This is a genomic window from Pseudomonas sp. PDM26 (assembly GCF_019219185.1).
GTDB lineage: Bacteria > Pseudomonadota > Gammaproteobacteria > Pseudomonadales > Pseudomonadaceae > Aquipseudomonas.
The window spans coordinates 247741-265507 of sequence record NZ_JAHUWC010000009.1 but is presented as its reverse complement, the minus strand read 5'-3'; the positions used below and the strand labels follow the sequence as shown (position 1 = coordinate 265507).

The following is a 17767-nucleotide window of genomic DNA, read 5'->3' as shown; positions in this document are numbered from 1 at the left end:
AGCTTTTGTGGCGAGGGGGCTTGCCCCCGTTGGGCTGCGGAGCAGCCCCCAAACCGATCAGTCCGTTCGGGCCGCGCTCAAGCAATTGGAAGCCGATGGACTGGTCACCACCGAGCCCAATAAAGGTGCGTCGGTGTCGTTGCCGAGTGACGAAGAGATCCGCTCGTTGTTCGAAACCCGGCGTCTGATCGAGATCGGTATCGTCAGCGAACTGTGCCGTCGTCGCGATACGGCGGTGACCCAGGACCTGCGCGATCATTTGCTGCTGGAAGATGAAGCGCATCAGAGTGGTGATCACGAACGGCTGATTCACCTGCTCGGCGAGTTCCACATCAAGCTGGCCCGCAGCCTGAACAACCCGGTGTTGCTCGACTGGTTCCAGAAGCTGATTTCCCGGGCGTCGCTGTATGCCGCCGCACTGGATGACGACAGCCACGAGGTCTGCCGCGACGACGAACACCTGCGGCTGATCGAGTACATCGAAGCGGGCAACCAGAGCGCGGCCATCGAGCTGACCTGCATGCATTTGAATGGGATCGAGAAGGCGATCCTGGATGTCGCGGCAACCCTGAAAAGCAGTTACAACCCGCTAAAGCACTTGATTGAGGTGTAGGTTGCAGTTTCCTGGCCACTGAAGATCAAAAAGTGGGAGCGGGCTTGCTCGCTCCCACAGGATCTTTGGCACCCACAGATTCTCTTTCAAAGAGGCACATACTGAGGCCCGCGAGAATCAGCTATACCTCTATGAAACGAATAGCGTCCAGAATGCTCGAAACAAACGGGCGCAATTTACCGGGATAGAGCCAGCCGATGCAGTTTCTAGCGGATAGCCACGGGTGTGCCGGGTGGAACGGCGAAATGGCCGGGCGCATTCGTGCGTTCGACTGGAGCCAGACCGAACTTGGCCCACTCGACTCATGGTCCAAGAGCCTGAGCAGTGCGGTGCAGCTGATGCTTGCGTCGCCGCTGCCGATGGTGATGCTCTGGGGCCAGTCCGGGTACATGATTTACAATGACGCCTACTCGAAATTCGCCGGTGGGCGTCATCCCTATCTGCTGGGTTCCACGGTGGAGCTGGGCTGGCCCGAAGTCGCCGATTTCAATCGCCACGTGGTGGATACCTGCCTGGCGGGCGGCACCTTGTCCTATCGCAACAAAGAAATGGTGCTGCTGCGTGACGGGGTTCCGGAAGATGTCTGGATGGACCTCTACTACAGCCCGGTGGCTGACGATGACGGACGTCCGGCCGGGGTCATGTCCATGGTTGTGGAAACCACGGAGCGGGTGATATCCGAACGCCGGCGACAAGTGGCTGAAGACGCTTATCGTGCGGATAACGAGCGGGTGCGCCTGGCATTGAACGCCGGTGCCTTGCTCGGTTCCTTTGTCTGGGACATCAAGACCAACGTGTTGTCGGGTGATGAGCGATTCGCTCGCACGCTCTCTTATCCACCCGGGCATGACCTGAGCCACCTGTCACAGGAAATCGCCAAAGGGCGGATCCATCCGGACGACCGCAGCTGGGTCCAGGAACGAGTCAAACTGTCGGTCGAGACGGGCGAACCCTACAACGTCGAGTACCGGATCCAGCGTCCCGACGGCAGTTACTTCTGGGTGCTCGCCAGCGGTTGTTGCGAATTCGATGAGCAAGGGGAGGCATTTCGTTTCCCCGGCGTGCTGATCGATATTCACGAACGCAAGACCGCCGAAGAATCCCTGCTCAAGTTCACCCGCAACCTGGAGCAGCGGGTGGCTGATGAGGTCGAGGCGCGGTTGGTGGCGGAAGAACAACTGCGCCAGTCACAGAAACTCGAAGCCATCGGTGGCCTCACCGGCGGTGTGGCCCACGACTTCAACAACCTGTTGCAAGTGATCGCCGGCAACCTGCACCTGTTGGCACGCCATGAGCCGAAAAACGCCAATGTGCAGCGCCGGGTATCGGCGTCGATTGCCGCGGTCGAGCGCGGTGCCAAGCTGTCCTCGCAATTGCTTGCATTCTCCCGGCGCCAACCTTTGTCGCCCGCGGTCTTCACGTTGCGGCAGATTTTCGATGGCCTGGCGGAACTGTTGCTGCGCGCCTTGGGTGAAACGCTCCAGGTTCACATGTCGGCGCCCGAAGATTCGTGGAGTGTGTTTGTCGATCGCAATCAGTTGGAAAACGCCATTCTCAATCTGGCAATCAATGCCCGTGACGCCCTTCAAGGCGAGGGCAGGATTGACATTTGTGCAGAAAACATCGTCCTTGATCGCGAATTTTGCGCGGGAAAAGGCATTGCCGCCGGGGACTATGTGCGGGTGTCCGTAGCGGATACCGGCGTCGGCATGCCGCCGCAGGTGCTGGCCCAGGCGTTCGAGCCCTTCTTCACCACCAAGGCCGACGGTCAGGGCACCGGATTGGGCTTGAGCATGGTGTTTGGATTCGTCAAACAGAGTGGCGGTCATATCGAAATCGCCAGCAGCCTGGGGCAGGGGACTCGGGTGCAGTTGTATTTCCCGCGCACCCTGCGCGTGCCACCCAGTGAAACGCTGAGCCCTGATGTGCCGCAACGGGGCGGGCACGAACGCATCCTGGTGGTCGAAGACAATGAGGCCGTGCGGGTGTCGGTGGTGGAGTTGTTGCGCGAAGAGGGCTATCAGATCCTCACGGCCACCAATGGTGACGTCGCCATGCAAATGTTGCTGGAAGGGTTGGCGGTGGACTTGATATTCACCGACGTGATCATGCCCGGCCTGATCAAGAGTTCGGACCTGGCGGCCTGGGCGAAAGTGCAGGAACCACCGGTGGCCGTGCTGTTCACCTCGGGGCATACCCGCGACATCATCTCGCGCAATCACCAGCTCAGCCCCGACACCCACCTGCTGAGCAAACCCTACAGTCCCGAAGCACTCAGGCAAATGGTTCGCACGGTGCTTAACGGCTGAAACCGGTGACGGCGCGGGTGCAGGCAAAGGTTTTATCGCGCTTGCGACAGGACGACGAACGGACACCGCTGGTCTGACAGGTGGTCGACAGAACAGGCTAACCGAGGCCATTCTGATAGTTGGTGAACGCAATTGATCGCGTCTCGCTGCCGATCAACAAACGGAGGTGTTCCATGCCGGTGCCCCATGACCTTTATCAGGATCTGAAACGCTCAAAGGAAGAAATCCAGCAGAAACGCACCAAGGATCCGTTACTGGATTCACTGCTTAACAAGTATTCCCAGGCGGATGCCGAAGTGGTGAAAGCAGAGGAGGCCAAGTCCAACGATGACACCGTAAAGAAACTCAAGGAGGTACGTCTTCAGGTCAAGGACAAGATCGTCAGGCAATTGGGCTCGTCGTCCTGACCCACCAGTGCCACCAATGACCGGTGGCTGAACCGTTGGAACGGCAACCAGAACCGGCACCTCGAATGCTCGCAGACCAATGTCATGGCTCTCGACGAGGTGCCTCATGACCCAGCCCGAATACCCCGGAGAACAACCGGGTGGCTACGACCCTATACCCACTCATCCCGAACCGCTGAGCCCAGAACACACCACGGTCAATCCCGAGGAAGAGCCTGGTATTGATGAGTGACCGGGAGATGAAGGTGTCGACGTCGATTCAGAATGAACACCGTCCCCTGTAGGAGCGAGCCTGACAGTCAATGTCGATGTTGAATGTGCTGACGTCTTCGCGAGCAGGCTCGCTCCCACAGTAGTTCTTCAGTGAGTTCAGAAAAAGAGGCTGCTTATTGCAATGCCTTGCTCAAAGGCAACCGCACCATGTTCTGCGCTTTAAGCGAACCGAAATACAGCCAGTCTCCATACTCGCGCACCGTGGTGATGGGCGAGTAGTTGTCGCTGCTGCCGTCCTGCAGGTTGGCGATCACCTTGCCTTCAAGGTCCAGGCCCAGGGCAAACCCGCGTTTTTCCACGGGCCTGGGCAATACGGTCATGGCTCGTACGATCATCTTGCGCACGAACGGATGGGCCGCCGTGCCATCGAGCAAGGCATTGCGGGGGGCATACAGTGCCACCCAGAACCGGTCGTGGCCATTGAACGACAGGTTGTCCGGCAGCCCCGGCAGGTTGTCGATGAACAGGTCATGGGTGCCGGCCTTGGGGCCGCTGAGCCAGTAACGGCTGATGCGGTAAGCGCCGGTTTCATTGACCAGTACATAAGCATCGTCCGGCCCCAGGGTCACGCCGTTGGCAAACTCCAGCTTATCCAGCACAACCGACGTTTTGCCGGTCTGGAAGTCGTAACGCAGCAGGCGACCGTCACCACCATGTTCGATTACGGCCTCACCGTCGTGGCCATAGCCAAAGCGGCTCGAAGCATCGCTGAAATAGGCGTAGTGACCGGGTTTGTCGATGGTCACATCGTCGGTAAAGCCGAAGGGAACGCCGTCGGCCTCTGTGCTCAAGGCCACCAGGCGCCCCTGGGCGTCGAGGGACAACAAGCCTTTGACGGCATCGGCGATCACCAGCAGACCATTGGGATGACGGGCCAGACCCAATGGCCGGCCTCCGGTATCGGCCAGGACTTTGGTGGTCTTGCCGTCCAGGCTCGTGAGGATCAGACGACCGTCGTGCAGACCGGTAATGAGTGTGTCGTTTTCCAGCAACAAGGCTTCCGGCCCGTCGATATCGGCGGCACCGACGCGTTCCATCCCCTTGAGCCGCTGATTGTCCGCGTAAATTCCGCTGGAGAGGGATGGCGCAAGTTGTGGAGCCCAGGCTACCGGTCGCACCTTGGTCGGCATCAGCAGCAGGAAGGCGCCGATGACGAAGATGATCAGCAACAGGCATTTGAAGGCTCTGCTCACGCGCTGACCCCTGTCGCCGTCAGGTATTTCGGCGCCATGTCGCGCAATGCCCGCATCGACGCCGCCGATTCCCGATCGATGCGCCGCTTGAGCAACAACCGGTTGGCAATCCGCATCGCCAGACCACTGAATTGATACTCCAGAGTGCGGACGAAACGTGTGTCGTTGCCCTCGGCATCGCATTCATAGGTCACCACCAGCGACAGGCCATGATCCCCCTGTGCGCACGCACTCCAGCGCCGTCCGGGCAGGTACTCCGCCACCTCCCAGCGCAAGTGCCCGTCGCGGCCACCAGCGCGGATGTCCTCTTCGAAACGTGCGCCGGCATGCAACGGGCCTTTCGGCCCATCGATATGCAGCGACGACGGATGCCATTGCGGCCAAAGGGTCACGGTGCTGGCGTAGGCCAGTACATCGATCGGGTTTCCGGCAATGACAATCTGATGCTGCATGCGGGTCATGGGCGTTCTCGTCGTGTTTAACGGCGTAGGTTCCGGCTCCCAATAGAGGGTGCCGAACAGGTAGTCCATCAGCGGGAAAACGATGTTGAAATTACGCTCCTGCATCAGTTCGCGGCGGTGATGCAGCTCGTGCAGCCGGCGCATCTGGCGGATCCACGGCAGTCGTGTGACCGGGTTGCGCGACGGCAGGTGCTCGCAGGCATGAAACACTTCATAAGCCAGGTAACCGAGGACAAGAAGGCCGCCGACCAATCCGGCGACGTTGGTATTGATGTGCTTGAGCAGCCACCAGAGGGGCAGGGCGACGGCGAAGGTGTGCAGCACGATCAGCCACGCCGGAAACAGGATCACCCGCCAGTCGCGGGCGTTGTCGTAGGTCATGTGACCGGGGGTGAAAAAGCTGTGATGGTCGACGGCGTGACGGGCATAAAACAGCCGGGCGAAGGTCTTTTTATGATGCCCCAGGTGGCGATGCACCCTGTACACACCGAGGTTGAACAACAGCAGCGTGACGGGCACCGCCAGCCATTCCGCTGGCCGTACCTGATGTACGTTACTCCAGAAGACGCTGATCGCCAGTGCCCCGAACACCAGGACAAACGCGCCGTGCAGCCAGGGATTGTAGAGCGGATGAATGTCGGCGCGGTAACGGCTGCGGAATCCTTCGGTGGTCTGCCTCACTGCAATCACCTGTCGTTATTGCTAGATCTTTTCAGATTAGCCGGTCCCGGTGATTTGACGGGCCGAACCTTGAGGCCACAACGGCCATGATCCGGTGCAAACCGGTCTCAAGTCAGCGGGTCCCAGCGTTGCGACCAGTCTTCGTCGGAATCGATAACCTTGCGCAGCAGGTCGAAGGCGCGTTGCAGTGTCGGCGAGTCACGATCGCGCGAATAGACCAGATAGGTCGGGTAGTTGAATTCCGGCGCCTTGGGCACCCGTTCCAGGGCGCCGCTATCCAGATAACTCTGCACGACGCGGGTGCGGAAGTAGCCGCTGCCGCCATTTTCGAGAAGGTACTGCAGGCCCAGCGGGCCAAGATTGAAACTCAACGCAGCCTTGGCTTTTTCCGGCAGGGCGGCGTCGTGCTGGCGTCGGAAGTCAGCGCCCCAATCGATGTACACATAAGGATCTGGCTTGCCGGCCAGGCGCACGAGAATCAGCTTTTCTTCGAGAATCTGCTCGACCTGCAAACGCGGCCAATACTCGGGCTGATACACCAATGCGGCATCCAGAACGCCCAACTCCAGTTGACGCAGCAGGTTTTCACCGTCACGGATTTCCATGCGCAAGGCGTGGCTGGGGATGTTGTTACGGATTTCGCCGGCCCAACCGAGCATCAGCGGGTTACACAGACTCACCTCGCCACCGATGTGCAGCACATCGCGATAACCCTCGGGCAATGGCAGATCACGCCGCGCGGCTTCCCAGGTTTGCACCAGTTGATTGGCATACACCACGAAGGCTTCACCGTTGGGTGTCAGGCGGGCTCCGGCGCGGTTGCGCACGAACAGGGTGCTGCCCAGTTGGCTTTCGAGTTTCTGCACCCGCGCGGTGATCGCGGTCTGGGTGACATGGAGCTTCTCGGCAGCCGCGGCCAGGCTGCCGTGGCGAACGATTTCGAGGAAGGTGCGGGCGAGGTCGATGTCCATGGGGCGGCCGGTGTGGGAAGTGCCGACATTGTAAGAGCACCGTCGAACCTGTGGCGAGGGGGCTTGCCCCCGTTCGGCTGCGAAGCAGTCGCACAACCAGAGATTTCGACTTATCGGAAGGACGTCAAGGGCCGCTTCGCGCCCCAACGGGGGCAAGCCCCCTCGCCACATGGCAGGCAAAAACGACGAATCCCGCCACTAAGGGCGGGATTCGTTTGCGACCTTGCACGCTCCCGAAACCCGGGAGCCAGGTGCTTACGACGGGAACAGCTCGGACAGTTTCATCGCCAGCATCATGTCGCCTTCAGCGCGCAGTTTGCCCCCCATGAACGCCTGCATGCCGTCAGTCGAACCGTCGACGATGCCTTCCAGGGTTTCGCCGTCCATCACCAGGGTCACCTGGGCGTCCGGGTTCTCGCCTTCCTGCAGCTCGCAAGTGCTGTCCTTGACGATCAGCGAGAAGTTCTTGGTGTCGTCGATGCGGAAACCGAAGACCAGGTCCAGACCGGCAGCAGCCGCTGGGTTGAACTTGGCTTTCATTGCTTGTACGGCGTCTGCTACGGAGGTCATGGTTCGATCCTTTCTTGGGTAATAAGAGCTGGGTGATTACAGCCAGGGTCACAATAGTCCGGACTCAGCGAAACGTGATGAGTTCCGGGGCCTTCAACAGTTGCAGGTGCGCATGACCGTTGAAGGAAGCCAGGGCCACCTCGCGACCGCGAAACTTAAGCTGGTTGAGCGAGGTGTTGACGATTTGCCAGTTCAATTCAAAGGCCTGCCGGGCAGGCATTTGGGTAATCAGGTGGAGCAGGGCGGTGATGGTGCCGCCGGACGTGAACACGGCGATTTTCTGGGTGTTGTCGGCCTGGTCGAGGATGCGGTGCAGGCCGGCCTGCACCCGCTCGACAAAGCCCAGCCAGCTTTCCAGGCCCGGTGTATCGTAGGTGCCGGCCAGCCAGCGTTCGATGATCAGGGCGAAGATACGCTGGAACTCACCACGGTTTTGCGCGGCGTTACGCAGGATGTTCAGGGCTTCGGGTTCGTCCGGCAGCATGGCCGGCAACAGCGCGCGGATCACCGCATCGGCATCGAACTCGTTGAAGGCACAGTCGGTTTCCAGGAGCGGCACCGGCAGGCCTACCGCGGCGAATTGTTCCAGCGCGCTGTTGGCCGTGTGCTGCTGGCGGCGCAGGTCGCCCGCCAGGCAACGGTCGAAGCTGATGCCGAGTTCGGCCAGGTGCCGGCCAAGGATTTCAGCCTGCCGGATGCCAGTCGGCGACAGAACGTCGTAGTCGTCCGCACCAAAAGAGGCCTGGCCATGTCGAATCAGATAGATGCTGCCCACGTCCGCGTCATCCCGGTGCGTTGAAGGTTTGGCGAGGTTATGAGGATGGCAGTGTACTGTCAATGAAAAAACATACGCTTGTTTGAAATGCCCGTTACAGGCCTGTTGCCAGAGGTTTCACGACTGGTCGCAAGGGCGGCGCATGGGTATGCTGGTGGTATCCCGCGCGCTTGCATGCCGCGCAACGTTTAAGGAGTCCCTGTGGAGTTTTTTTCCGAGTACGCCGTTTTCCTGGCCAAGACCGTGACCCTGGTGATCGCCATTCTGGTGGTCCTGGCCAGCTTTGCGGCCTTGCGCAGCAAAGGTCGACGCAAATCCGCCGGCCAGTTGCAGGTCAGCAAGCTCAATGATTTCTACAAAGGGCTGCGTGAGCGCCTGGAGCAAACCTTGCTCGACAAGGACCAGCTCAAGGCCCTGCGCAAGACGCAGGCTAAAAACGACAAGAAACAGAAGAAAAAAACCGAGGCCAAACCCCGGGTGTTCGTGCTGGATTTCAACGGCGATATCAAGGCTTCGGCCACCGAAAGCCTGCGCCACGAAATCACCGCCTTGCTGACCCTTGCCACACCCAAAGACGAAGTGGTGCTGCGCCTGGAAAGCGGCGGCGGCATGGTTCACAGCTACGGCCTGGCTTCTTCGCAACTGGCGCGCATCCGCGAAGCCGGCGTGCCCTTGACCGTGTGCATCGACAAGGTCGCGGCCAGTGGCGGCTACATGATGGCGTGCATCGGCCAGAAGATCATCAGCGCACCCTTCGCGATCCTCGGCTCGATTGGCGTGGTGGCGCAGTTGCCTAACGTCAATCGCCTGCTGAAAAAGCACGACATCGATTTCGAAGTGCTGACCGCCGGTGAATACAAGCGCACCCTGACCGTGTTTGGCGAAAACACCGAGAAGGGGCGGGAAAAGTTCCAGCAGGATCTGGACATTACCCATCAACTGTTCAAGAACTTCGTGTCGCGCTATCGCCCGCAGCTGGCAATCGATGAAGTGGCCACCGGCGAAATCTGGCTCGGCGTCGCAGCGCTGGAAAAGCACCTGGTCGACGAACTCAAGACCAGCGATGAATACCTCGCCGAGCGCGCCAGGCAGTCCGAGCTCTATCACTTGCATTACACCGAACGCAAAAGCCTGCCAGAGCGCATTGGCATGGCCGCCAGCGGCTCGGTCGATCGCATGCTGCTGAGCTGGTGGAGCCGCTTGACCGAGCAACGCTTCTGGTAAGCCTTTAGCGGGCGTCTGCAAAAAAAATCAAACCGCGGATTTTCCGCGGTTTTTTTTCGCCCGGAATTTCAGATTTGTCATTTTCCCGTGGCCGCCGCGAAACGTCCTAACTGATCAGCCGACCCTTCCGACTTACGCTTGAGTCGCCGCTGGTTACTCTGGTGATTCCCAATAGTTTGCAATGGAATGCACATGAATGATCACGCCCATGGCGATGCCCCAACACCCAATGTCCTGATGCGCAACGAGCTGAAGGCCGCGGTGGAGAACGCACTACCGCAAACTCCCGCTCAGTTTGGCGGGCGCTTGATCAAGGAAAAGTGGGGAGCCGACATTGATCCGCAGACAGCCCTGCTGGTAACGCTCGACTACAACTACCATGGGCATCCTCCAGAGAACGGTATCCATCAGGGGCGGGTGGGGAGTTCCCGCACCCTGATCCAGGCCCTGCTTGGCAATTATCAGACGGTGGGCGACGGGCGCTTCGGCGAAACGGTGTTTGGTCTGTATACACCGCCCGACATCGGCCCGTCGGTGCGCATTGTCGAGAAGGCCGATGAGTTTGCTTATGTGGGCAGCGGCAACCACGACACTTATGAAGGCATCTACCGCGCAACGGTTCCGCAATCCTATGGCCCGCACACGCAAATCAATCTACGGCCTGCCGATTTCAAGCAGTGGGTCTGGGGGGTGTTTCTTTCTGATCGATACCAGGCTTATCTCGATCAGGCCTGGCCGTCGGATGCGGTCATCACTGCGCCCGGTCCTTATGCGCTGAGGACATCGGTCAAGGCCGCTTTCGTCATGGCGGCCCGGCTGCAATATCAAGAACGGTGCCTGTCCCGAAAGGGGCTGGAACTTGCCATGCAAGCCGCCGGGTTGCCCGCCGCGCAGACCTGGGAAGCACTGACGATCCAGCAACTGCAAGCGCCGACAAAAATGCCCCCGGGTGTCGAGGCGAGTCGGTTGAAGCTGTACCGTTATACAGCGACGGATATCTGGTGCTTCCAAGAGCGATCAGGGTCCAGGGTGTTGCTGTACATCCCCGGCAATTCTTCGCCATTGCACGAATTCACCGACAGTCGGCAGTTGCGCCAATGGATCGTGGCTCAGGGCAGGGGCGCCGATACGAAACATGCATTGGCGGCTCACTTCACTGAAGAGGATCGCGAGGACGGCACCTTTCATGCGGGTGTACTGACCGCGCTGGAGGGCATGGCGATTTATCCAAAAATACACAGGCTGACGAAGAATGCAGGGTTCTTCAACGATGATGGCTATTGGGATCCGGGCGACTACATCGAGTTTGATCGTTCCCCCGGCGCAACAGACCCTTTTGCGCAGTTGGTGAAATCCATGAAGCAAGTCGCCCAGGACAGCGTCAAGACCATCCGCGACGATGCTCAGGTCAACCGTGACAATCTGAGTGCTTTCGTCAAGCCGATCGTGCAATGGATCAACCGGTTCGGGCCACTGGCGTTGTTTGTGCCTGGAGGTGAGGGATTGTTGGTGCTGGCCGGGCTTGTTGATGCCGGTTACGGTCTGGATGAGGTAGTCGAGGGGCAAACAGCCAGTGAGCGTTCCGAAGGCGCGACGCGAACTGTGTTTGGCTTGCTCAATGCCTTGCCGCTGGTCGGGGCTGTCGCCTCGTTGGAACGCGAAGGCGCCGAGGTCGCCGTGCTGACCAGGACCGGGCACGAGACTGGCGAGCCCGATGTGCAACCCGGCCGCAGACCGGCTGGCGATCCGTCCGCTCATATCGCTGCCCCGGAACCGATCACGCGGATACCGAGTCGTCTGAGCCTGCTGCGAGGGATAGGCGCCCCGGTGGACGCTTTCAGCGATGAGGTCCTGATGCAGATCGGCAAGGTCTGCGCCGTCGATGACGACATGCTGCGGATGATCCAGGCCGGTCGTCGACCCACTCCAGTGTTGGCCGACATCATCAGTCGGTTCAGGATCGATCAGGAAGTCGTGGAAGTCATCGATAAAACCCAGGCTGGCGCGGCACCTGCGGTCGAAGGCAGTGATTTGCACGAGGCATTGCAGGCCCGGCGAGTGGAGTTGTTCGACAGTCGTTATCAGGCACTTCAGTATTCGGAGCATGAATGGATCCGATTGTTTCAACAGCAATATCCCGGCCTGCCGAAAAGTGCGGTAGAGCAGATGCTCGATCGCTATGGAGTAGAACTGACGGCGACGCCGGATGAGATCCAGGCCAGGGAACTATTCAGGCAATTGGATAGCAAAGCCCGCCAGTACCAGCAGCATGTGCGCCTCACCCGTGCTTACGAAGGCCTTTATCTGCGGTCGGTGGCCCATTCCGATTCGGACACGCTGGCTTTGCACTCACTGAGGAACCTGCCCGGATGGCCGAAAAACCTGCGAGTCGAGATGCTCGATGGCTCGTCGCAAGGCCGGGTGCTGGATCGTTGCGGTCCCCTCGATGCCGCTTTTTGTCGACGCTTGATCAAAATCGGCAACCATTATCAATACTTCGACATACCCACCCAAACCCTCTTGCATACAGATTTTTACGGGGCTGTCATCGGTGCATTGTCCGAGGACGAGCGTGCGGCGCTGCAGTTGCAGTCGCTGAACCCGGCCAACGAACTGAAGCTCAATCTCCGTGACCGTGCGCTATCACGCCCCGAGTTCAGCCTGGGCCTGGGCAGAATGGACGGAGGGCTGCCCTTCGAAATGCAAGGCTTGAGGGGCGGCGGCTTCCCGACCACCCCGCAGGCCGCAGCGCTGACCCACGAAATGCTGAGGCTGCAAGTCAGGGACCTCTATCCTGACTTCGGCAACGCGCAGGCCGATGAATGGCTGCAACAGGCCGGAGAGAGCGTTCAGTCGCAGCTCGATGGATTGAAGCAACAATTTGAGCAATTGAGTACGGATTTGACGGGTTGGATCGACCAGGCCCTGCAGGATCTCGATGACATGGACATCGACTTTCTGGCCGCTGACGACGAGGACGCCGCGGACATGAATCATGTACAAATCGCGGCGCATAACGTCGCGCTGCTGCAGCACACGATGGAGTACGAGCGCGAGACCCGGATGGAACTGGCTGACGAGTTGGTGTCAATCTGGCGAAAGTGCCCGCCGCAGGCCAATCGCCTTTATTCCGGGGAGACGTTAACGGGATACAAACTGAATCTGGACTTCGAGGACTACCACCGCTTGCCGGTCATGAGCGTCAGGTTCAACGAGGTGATCGAATTGTCGATGCGCAGATTCCATCTGATTGAACGTGAGAGCTTGAACGGCTTCCTTGAGTCTTTCCCCAATCTGCGCGTCTTGAATCTGGAAGGAGTCGATCTGCGGCTGCCTGATGCAACAGGGGGGCTGGAGGGTGGTGGTCTGCCGCCGGCGATTGCGCGAATGCGCCATCTCACGACCCTGAATCTGAAAGCCACGTTTCTGCAATTCAGGGAGAACACAGCGTCGCAACTGTGTGACTTGATCAACCTGCAATCACTGGATTTAAGTGGAAACCCCTTGGGTGTTTCGCCGGTGTTGCTAGGGTTGAACGAACTGCGCCAGGTGAACTTGAGGCGCACAGGGATCGGCACATGCCCGATCGGAATTCGGGACGAGTCCTACCTGATGCTGCTGGACCTGGGCGATAACCGAATCACCCGGGTTCCGCCGGCAGTGCTGAGCCAGGCCGTCGCACGGGACCGGGTGAGACTCTGGGGCAACCCGCTGACGGACGAGGACACGTTGCGGCGCTTGATCGATCATCGGCAACGCACCGGGATCAACCTGTGGTTGAGTACGCCAGGAGCCGACTATGGCAATCCGGTTGCGTGGTTGCGCGAGGGTGACGAAGCACTGCGGCTAGCCAGGCGAACGATTTGGCAGCAATTGGCGGTCAAACCGTCAGGCGGTCGTTTCCTGAGGGTCATCGACGGGCTCAGTCTGACGGCGGACTTTCAGGTCGATTATCTGGAATTGCAAGCGAGGGTCTGGCGACTGTTGAGCGAGGCGCAGGCGTCGGATGAGTTGTGGGGCTGGCTGAACCGGTTTGTCGAAGGCACAGCGATCGATGTCGAAAATCCGCTGGGAATATTCACCGCGCTGGAAGATCGGGCCAGGCTTTACCGCGATTGGGTAACGATGGGGCGGCCGTTTCCGGTGATCACCGAACAGGCCTAGAGGATGGCCTTGAACCCCGCAAAGAGTTCAAGGCCTGGACATCAACGGCGACGGAACAGCGGCAGCGGTTCGTCGGTGGCGGCCTGGTAGGTCACCGAGAAATCCTTGAGACCTTCAAGGGCTTCGTGCGGGTCTTTGTCGGCGCGAATGGCAAACGCGTCGAAACCACAGCGATGCATGTAGAACAACTGGTCACGCAGTACGTCGCCAATGGCCCGCAACTCGCCCTTGAAACCGTAACGGTCACGCAGCAGGCGGGCGTTGGAGTAGTTGCGGCCATCGGTGAATGCCGGGAAGTTCAGGGCGATGACCTGGAACTGATCCACGTCTTCACCGACTTCCTCGGCTTCTTCATCGGCATCCAGCCACACGCCCAGGCCGCCGTCACGGGCCTTGAGCATACGGCTGTGTTCGCGCCACAACTGCAACGGCACGATGAGGTCGTCACAGTTGCTGATCTCGTCGATGTTGAAATCCTTGGGCAGCAGGTGCCAGGTTTCGTCGACGACCTCGTTGTTCTTAATGATTCGCTGCATAGACACGCTCCTTGAAGAGGTCGATGCCAATACGCTGATAGGTGTCGATGAAGCGTTCGTCTTCGGTACGTTGTTCGATGTACACGTCGATCAGCTTTTCGATCACGTCAGGCATGGCTTCCTGGGCAAAGGACGGGCCGAGGATCTTGCCCAGGCTCGCATCGCGACTGGCGCTGCCACCCAGGGACACCTGGTAGAACTCCTCGCCTTTCTTGTCCACCCCGAGAATCCCGATGTGGCCGACGTGGTGGTGACCACAGGCGTTCATGCATCCGGAGATATTCAGGTCCAGCTCGCCGATGTCGAACAGGTAGTCCAGGTCGTCGAAACGGCGCTGGATCGATTCGGCGATCGGGATCGACTTGGCGTTGGCCAGGGAGCAGAAATCGCCGCCCGGGCAGCAGATGATGTCGGTCAGCAGGCCGATGTTCGGCGTGGCGAAACCTTGCTCGCGCAGCTCGCCCCACAGGGCGAACAGCTTGTCCTGCTCGACATCGGCCAGGATGATGTTCTGCTCGTGGGAGGTGCGCAGTTGACCGAAGCTGTAGCGGTCGGCCAGGTCGGCCACGGCGTCGAGCTGTTTGTCGGTGATGTCGCCCGGTGCAACGCCGGTCGGCTTGAGGGACAAGGTCACGGCCACGTAGCCCGGCTTCTTGTGGGCCAGGGTATTGCGCACGCGCCAACGGGCAAAGCCCGGGTGCTGCTGGTCGAGCTCGGCCAGGGCGGCGGACTGGTTGTCCAGCGCCTTGTAGTCCGGGTCGACGAAGTGTTTGGCGACGCGTTGCACTTCGGCTTCGGTCAATGTGGTCTGGCCACCGCGCAGGTGTTCCATTTCCGCATCGACTTTTTGCGCGAAGACTTCAGGCGTCAGCGCTTTCACCAGAATCTTGATCCGCGCCTTGTACTTGTTGTCGCGACGGCCATAGCGGTTGTAGACCCGCAGGATGGCGTCGAGGTAGCTCAACAGGTCTTGCCACGGCAGAAATTCATTGATGAACGCGCCCACGACCGGCGTACGGCCCAGGCCACCACCGACCAGCACGCGGAAACCCAGTTCGCCGGCGGCGTTGTGCACCGGCTCAAGACCGATGTCATGGACTTCGATGGCGGCACGGTCGGAAGTCGAACCGTTGACGGCAATCTTGAATTTGCGCGGCAGGTAGGCGAATTCCGGGTGGAACGTGGTCCACTGGCGCACGATCTCGCACCATGGGCGCGGGTCGATCAGCTCATCGAAGGCGACACCGGCGAACTGGTCGGTGGTGACGTTGCGCAGGCAATTGCCACTGGTCTGGATCGCATGCATCTGCACGGTCGCCAGTTCTGCCAGGATGTCCGGAATGTCTTCCACGGCCGGCCAGTTGAACTGCACGTTCTGCCGGGTACTGATGTGGGCGTAGCCCTTGTCGTAGTCGCGGGCAATTTTGGCCATCATTCGCACTTGGCGCGAAGTCAGTTGGCCGTAAGGCACGGCGACTCGCAACATCGGTGCGAAGCGCTGGATATAAAGGCCATTTTGCAGGCGCAGGGGGCGGAATTCTTCTTCGCTCAGCTCGCCTGCCAGATAGCGTCGGGTCTGATCACGGAACTGCTTGACGCGGTCCTCGATGATCCGCTGATCGTATTCGTCGTATACGTACATATAAGTCCTGTTCTCAGGCTTGGGCCGGTCGGAAACAGCGGCGTTTTTTGGCTTGCTGGCGTCCGATGAAACCTCGGCAATTCTGCGCGCACGGCCGCGCACTCCATTAGGAGCCGGGGCAAGATAACAGTTTGCAGTTATGCGTAAAAGTGATGTTTGAGCATATGTAAAGAACCAAATCGCCTAATGAGGATCGTTGTTGCAAAGCCCCTGTTTGTGGTGCGGGCAATCGTCGTCTTTACTGTGCTCGAGTCTTTATGCAATCACCGATAAAACCGACAAGAGGCGATGCAATGAGCAACCCAACCAAAGCACGGAAAAGCGATAGCACCGTTGATGCCTGGGCAATTTTATTCCTGATCATTCTGGTCGTGGGGACGGCGGTTTTCTGGGTCAGCCATCAGTAAACGACCCCGTCCGGGCCCGGTTCCGAGGATTGTCGGACAAAAACCGGAAAAATCGCCGTTTTACGGAGGTTCGCTAGCTATAATGCGCGGCGAATTTCCGGGGGCTCGGACGATCAATGTTGAAGTTCTTCTGTGGTGCAGTGCTGGCGCTGGCTACCGTCTGGGGACCGTGTGTCCAGGCGGCGTCCGTATTGTTCCTCAATCCAGGGACCACCCAGGAGACGTTCTGGGTCAGTTACTCGCAATTCATGCAGGCTGCGGCCAAGAATCTTGGCATGGATTTGCGCATCCAGTATTCCGAGCGAAACGCTGAAACCACACTCAAGCAGGCCCGCGAAGCCCTGCAAGGGCCGAATCGACCGGACTATCTGGTGTTCGTCAACGAACTGTACGTTGCGCCCGAAATCCTGCGTCTGGCTCAAGGCAGCGGTGTGAAGCTGTTTTTGGTCAACAACGGCCTGACCGCAGACCAGGTGCGCTTGCTCGGCGCCCAACCGGACAAGTATTCCGACTGGCTAGGCAGCCTGGTGCCCAACAATGAGGAGGGCGGCTACTTGATGCTCAAGCAGCTGATTCGCCTGCATCGCCCGGTCGCGCCCGGTCAGGTCATTGATCTGGTGGCCTTTTCCGGCCTGAAGATCACGCCAGCCGCGCAACAGCGTGAGAAGGGCATGATGCGGGCATTGGCCGAACACCCTGAAGTGCGGTTGCGCCAGTTGGTCTATGGTAGCTGGACCCGCGAGCGCGCCTATGAACAGGCCAGGTTATTGTTCAAGCGTTATCCGCAAACGTCGCTGGTCTGGTCGGCCAACGATGAAATGGCCTTTGGCGCCATGCAGGCTTATGCCGAAACCGGAGGCCAGCCCGGCAAGGACGTGCTGTTCAGCGCCATCAACAATTCACCGGCCGCGTTACAGGCGCTGTTGGATGGGCGGTTGAGTGTGCTGTTGGGCGGCCACTTCACTCTGGGTGGTTGGGCGCTGGTGCAGCTGCATGACTACGACCAGGGGGTGGATGTCAGCCAGTACGGTGGGCGCGACCGGCAGATTCCGTTGTTGCAGCTGATCGATCACGCACAAGCCAAGCGATTGCTGGCGTTGAGCACCACTCAGGATTACGGTGTGGATTTCCGGAAACTCTCGGCCAAGGGGCGGCCGACGTCCTGGCGCTACCCGTTCAGCCTGCAAGCCCTGATGCACTGAATCGGTTCAGATACCCGCCAGGTGCAACACCAGTTTGACGATGCCAAACAGTGTCAACGCGAACACTGCGGTGAACAGAATCCCCAGAATCACGAAATGACTCGGCTTACCGTGAGTGAAGTCGCGCGCCCGGTTCTTCCCGCTCTGTACCCCGAACGCGGCAGCCAGCACGCTGTGCAGCATCTGCCAGAAGGTCGGCGGTTTGTTGTTGTCGACTGGATCGTCCATAAATCCCCCGTCACTTATGTGTAAGAGGTAAGCATAGACAATACAAAAAAGATCGCAGCCTGCGGCAGCTCCTACAGGTGTACACAAAACCCTGTAGGAGCTGCCGCAGGC

General features: G+C 59.5%; 15 protein-coding genes. 7 read left to right on the top strand and 8 right to left on the bottom strand.

Features of this window, described 5'->3' with window-relative positions:
• The first annotated feature begins 7 nt into the window (after positions 1 to 7).
• From KW849_RS19165 to KW849_RS31445, 4 genes are all read left to right on the top strand, one after another.
• The gene (locus KW849_RS19165) at positions 8 to 613 is read left to right on the top strand and encodes a GntR family transcriptional regulator (protein ID WP_371319162.1); all 606 of its coding nucleotides are present in this window, start codon (positions 8 to 10) and stop codon (positions 611 to 613) included.
• Positions 614 to 810: 197 nt separating this feature from the next.
• Positions 811 to 2922: a PAS domain-containing sensor histidine kinase gene (locus tag KW849_RS19160; RefSeq protein WP_218430822.1), complete on the top strand. Its 2112-nt coding sequence runs from the start codon at positions 811 to 813 to the stop codon at positions 2920 to 2922.
• 173 nt (positions 2923 to 3095) lie between these two features.
• The gene (locus KW849_RS19155) at positions 3096 to 3329 is read left to right on the top strand and encodes a DUF465 domain-containing protein (protein WP_218430821.1); all 234 of its coding nucleotides are present in this window, start codon (positions 3096 to 3098) and stop codon (positions 3327 to 3329) included.
• A 106-nt stretch (positions 3330 to 3435) separates the two neighbouring features.
• Complete coding sequence (locus tag KW849_RS31445) at positions 3436 to 3561, top strand: hypothetical protein (protein ID WP_256357299.1); 126 nt, start codon at positions 3436 to 3438, stop codon at positions 3559 to 3561.
• Between the two features lie 154 nt (positions 3562 to 3715).
• Here KW849_RS31445 and KW849_RS19150 read toward each other — a convergent pair whose 3' ends face one another.
• The 5 genes from KW849_RS19150 to KW849_RS19130 all read right to left on the bottom strand — a co-directional run bounded on the left by KW849_RS19150 (position 3716) and on the right by KW849_RS19130 (position 8253).
• A complete protein-coding gene (locus KW849_RS19150) occupies positions 3716 to 4795 on the bottom strand; it encodes an SMP-30/gluconolactonase/LRE family protein (RefSeq protein ID WP_218430820.1) in 1080 nt (359 codons plus the stop codon).
• Complete coding sequence (locus tag KW849_RS19145; RefSeq protein ID WP_218430819.1) at positions 4792 to 5937, bottom strand: SRPBCC family protein; 1146 nt, start codon at positions 5935 to 5937, stop codon at positions 4792 to 4794. Before KW849_RS19145 ends, KW849_RS19150 begins: the two co-directional genes overlap by 4 nt.
• Positions 5938 to 6044: 107 nt before the next feature.
• Complete coding sequence (locus tag KW849_RS19140) at positions 6045 to 6908, bottom strand: LysR family transcriptional regulator (protein WP_108217268.1); 864 nt, start codon at positions 6906 to 6908, stop codon at positions 6045 to 6047.
• 255 nt (positions 6909 to 7163) lie between these two features.
• Complete coding sequence (locus KW849_RS19135; protein WP_008015934.1) at positions 7164 to 7478, bottom strand: SCP2 sterol-binding domain-containing protein; 315 nt, start codon at positions 7476 to 7478, stop codon at positions 7164 to 7166.
• 64 nt (positions 7479 to 7542) lie between these two features.
• A complete protein-coding gene (locus KW849_RS19130) occupies positions 7543 to 8253 on the bottom strand; it encodes a histidine phosphatase family protein (RefSeq protein ID WP_218430818.1) in 711 nt (236 codons plus the stop codon).
• A gap of 201 nt (positions 8254 to 8454) precedes the next feature.
• On the opposite strand from KW849_RS19130, the gene sohB reads away from it, so the two are divergent.
• The gene (gene sohB / locus KW849_RS19125; protein ID WP_218430817.1) at positions 8455 to 9477 is read left to right on the top strand and encodes a protease SohB; all 1023 of its coding nucleotides are present in this window, start codon (positions 8455 to 8457) and stop codon (positions 9475 to 9477) included.
• A 192-nt stretch (positions 9478 to 9669) separates the two neighbouring features.
• Complete coding sequence (locus KW849_RS19120) at positions 9670 to 13641, top strand: dermonecrotic toxin domain-containing protein (protein WP_218430816.1); 3972 nt, start codon at positions 9670 to 9672, stop codon at positions 13639 to 13641.
• Between the two features lie 41 nt (positions 13642 to 13682).
• On the opposite strand, the gene KW849_RS19115 is transcribed toward KW849_RS19120, so the two are convergent.
• Both KW849_RS19115 and KW849_RS19110 read right to left on the bottom strand, forming a co-directional pair.
• The gene (locus KW849_RS19115) at positions 13683 to 14177 is read right to left on the bottom strand and encodes a DUF934 domain-containing protein (RefSeq protein ID WP_218430815.1); all 495 of its coding nucleotides are present in this window, start codon (positions 14175 to 14177) and stop codon (positions 13683 to 13685) included.
• On the bottom strand, positions 14161 to 15819 hold the full coding sequence (locus KW849_RS19110) for a nitrite/sulfite reductase (protein WP_218430814.1): 1659 nt from the start codon (positions 15817 to 15819) through the stop codon (positions 14161 to 14163). Before KW849_RS19110 ends, KW849_RS19115 begins: the two co-directional genes overlap by 17 nt.
• Positions 15820 to 16342: 523 nt before the next feature.
• Between KW849_RS19110 and KW849_RS19105 the strand changes: the two genes are divergently transcribed.
• The gene (locus KW849_RS19105) at positions 16343 to 17428 is read left to right on the top strand and encodes an ABC transporter substrate-binding protein (RefSeq protein WP_218430813.1); all 1086 of its coding nucleotides are present in this window, start codon (positions 16343 to 16345) and stop codon (positions 17426 to 17428) included.
• 6 nt (positions 17429 to 17434) lie between these two features.
• On the opposite strand, the gene KW849_RS19100 is transcribed toward KW849_RS19105, so the two are convergent.
• Positions 17435 to 17656 carry a DUF2970 domain-containing protein gene (locus KW849_RS19100; protein ID WP_108217276.1) on the bottom strand — a complete coding sequence of 74 codons (222 nt, stop codon included), beginning with the start codon at positions 17654 to 17656 and terminating at the stop codon, positions 17435 to 17437.
• Positions 17657 to 17767: the final 111 nt, after the last annotated feature.